This window comes from Micromonospora sp. NPDC049580, assembly GCF_040675595.1.
Classification (GTDB): Bacteria; Actinomycetota; Actinomycetes; order Mycobacteriales; family Micromonosporaceae; genus Micromonospora.
Window position 1 is genome coordinate 1 of the sequence record NZ_JBFAPG010000638.1, and the last position, 2,891, is coordinate 2,891.

Annotated in this window: 2 protein-coding genes; both read left to right on the plus strand. The window is 72.3% G+C overall.

Annotation, left to right across the window (positions count from 1 at the left end; genetic code table 11):
• A partial coding sequence (locus tag AB0J68_RS30325) for a lactonase family protein (RefSeq protein WP_363942091.1) occupies nt 1-945 on the plus strand: 945 nt, incomplete at its 5' end.
• 164 nt (nt 946-1,109) lie between these two features.
• The gene (locus tag AB0J68_RS30330; RefSeq protein WP_355066074.1) at nt 1,110-2,864 is read left to right on the plus strand and encodes a substrate-binding domain-containing protein; all 1,755 of its coding nucleotides are present in this window, start codon (nt 1,110-1,112) and stop codon (nt 2,862-2,864) included.
• Nucleotides 2,865-2,891: the final 27 nt, after the last annotated feature.

Genomic DNA, 2,891 nt, shown 5'->3' on the forward strand with positions numbered 1-2,891 from the left:
GCCACCGGGGCGCTGACCCCCCTCGGCACGGTGGCGGTCACGCCGTCACCGTCGTTCCTCGTGCGGCACCCCACCCGTCCGGTGCTCTACGCGGTGAACGAGCTGACCGACGGGGAGGTCAGCGCCTGGCAGGTCGGGCCGGACGGCGCGCTGGACGCGCTCGGCAGTCGGTCGACCGGCGGCGCCGAGCCCTGTCACCTGGCGGTGCTGCCCGACGGTGACCACCTGGTGGCGGCCAACTACGGCGGCGGCAGCGTCGCGGTCTTCCCACTCGACGCCCAGGGCGTGCCCGGCGAGCGCACCGATCTGGTGGTGCACGAGGGGCACGGCCCCGACCCGGAACGCCAGGACCGGGCGCACGCCCACATGGTCTCCCCGGGCCGGGGCCGGGAGCCGCTGCTCGCGGTGGACCTCGGCACCGACTCGGTCTACCGGTACGACCTGGACGGCGCGAGCGGGCGGCTGGTGCCGCGCGGTCCGCGGATGCGGACGGCGCCCGGCACCGGGCCCCGGCACCTGGCCCGCCATCCCGACGGCCGGCGCTGCTATCTGGTCGGCGAGCTGGACGCCTCGGTCACCGCGTACGAGGTGACCGACGAGGGGGCACTGCACCAGCGTGGCCGGGTCGAGGCGAGTGAGCGAGCGGGCCACGTCCAGCCGTCGGAGGTCGCGGTCGACCCGGACGGCCGGTTCCTCTACGTCGCCAACCGCGGGGTCGGCACCATCGCTGTCTTCGACCTGGCCGGTGAGCTGCCCGATCTGGTGGCCGAAGTGGACACCGGCGGTGAGTGGCCGCGACACTTCGCCCTCATCGGGGAGCACCTGTACGTGGCCGACGAGCGGGCGGACATGGTGCGGGCCTTCCGGCGGGACGCGAGCACCGGCATCCCGGCCCCGGTCGGCGAGCCCGTCCCGGTGGCGAGCCCGACCTGCGTGCTGCCGTGAGTCGGTCGGCGGCGGGACCGGACGTGAGAGGGAAACCGGTTTGGCAACGCCGTGGGGCCGCCTCGTCACACTCTGTTGCTAATTGGTGATCAACTGTTTCTCCTGCGTAACTTTAGTCCGAACGGATGTGGCAGAGACGGCACCTAATACGCAAGATGGTCAGCGTGTCAGCAGGCCGCCATCGCATGCGTACAAAACTTCATCTAGCAGCCGCCGCCGCGACGGCGACGGTTCTCGTCGTCACCACCGGCGTCTGGTTCGGCTATAAGGAGCTGGTCCAGCCCAGCTGTTCGGGAGAGATCCGACTCGCCGTGGCGGTCGCCTCCGAGCTGGCGCCCGCCGTGGACGCCGCCGCGTCCCAGTGGGTCAAGGACGGCGCCGCGGTCGGCCCCACCTGCATCCGGGTGGACGTCTCGGCGTCCGACCCGGTCGACGTGGCCGCCGTGGTGGCCGCGAAGCACGGTGCCGTGCTGGCCGGCGTCGGCCAGGCCAGCGGCACGGCGGTCACTCCGGACGTCTGGGTGCCGGACTCCTCGACCTGGCTGCTGCGACTGAAGAAGGACGCCACGGCGTTCGCGCCGACCAACGGCGCCTCCATCGCGCGCAGCCCCGTCGTCGTGGCGATGCCCGAGCCGGTGGCCACGCGGCTGGGCTGGCCCAACGCCAAGTTCACCTGGGCCGATCTGCTCAAGCAGGTCAACAGCAGCAAGCCGCTGCGTACCGGCATCGTCGAGCCGACCCGGGACGCGGCCGGCCTGTCCGGCCTGCTCTCGCTGACCACGGCCGCCAGCGGTGCCGGCGGGGACGCCCAGCGCAACACCGTCGGCGCGCTTCGGGCGCTGGCCACGGGTCGCTCCTCGCTCCGCAACGACCTGCTGGCCCGCTTCCCGACCGCCACGGACCCGACGTCCATCGCGAGCGCGCTCGGTGCGGCGGCGCTCTCCGAAGAAGACGTGATCGCCTACAACAGCAAGAAGCCCCCGGTGCCGCTCGCCGCGCTCTACATGGAGCCGGCCCCGATGCCGCTGGACTACCCGTACGCGGTGCTGCCCGGCATCGAGCCGACCAAGGCGGCGGCGGCAAAGGTGCTGTTCGAGCTGCTCACCGCCCCGAAGTTCCGCGACCGGCTGGCGGCGCAGTCGCTGCGCGGTCCGGACGGCAACTGGGGTGCCGGCTTCAACGCGCCGCAGGGCGCCCCGAGCCCGGCCGGCGGCGCGTCGACCGCCCCGGCGGCCGGCGGCACCGCGGCGGGCGGCCTGGACCCGGCCGCGATACAGCGTGTCGTCTCCAGCTGGTCGATCGCCACCCAGTCGGGTCGGATGCTCGCCGTCATCGACGTCTCCGGCTCGATGAAGGACCTGGTGCCCAGCGCAAACAACCGCAGCCGGGAGGAGGTCACCGTGGACGCGGCCCGCCGCGGCCTGGGACTCTTCGACGACTCCTGGTCCATCGGCCTGTGGACCTTCTCCACCAAGCTGGTCGGCAACCGGGACTACCGGCAACTGGTCCCGATCGGGCCGCTCTCCGGCCAGCGGGCGCAGTTGGAGGGGGCACTCGCCACCATCAAGCCGTCCAGCGGTGACACCGGCCTCTACGACACCATGCTGGCCGCGTACCAGGCGGTGCAGGAGGACTGGCAGCCCGGCCGGGTCAACTCCATCGTGCTGTTCACCGACGGCAAGAACGAGGACGACAACGGCCTCAGCCAGGGGCAACTGCTCGCCAAGCTCAAGCAGGTCGCGGACCCGGAGCGGCCCGTGCAGGTCATCATGATCGGTATCGGCGAGGGCGTCAGCAAGACCGAGTTGGAGTCGATCACCAAGGTGACCGGCGGCGACGTCTTCGTCACCAAGGACCCGAACGAGATCGGCAGCATCTTCCTCACCGCCATCGCGCGCCGCCCCCCGGCGCCGCGCTGACCGGCCGCACAGCAGGAGAAACCCGCC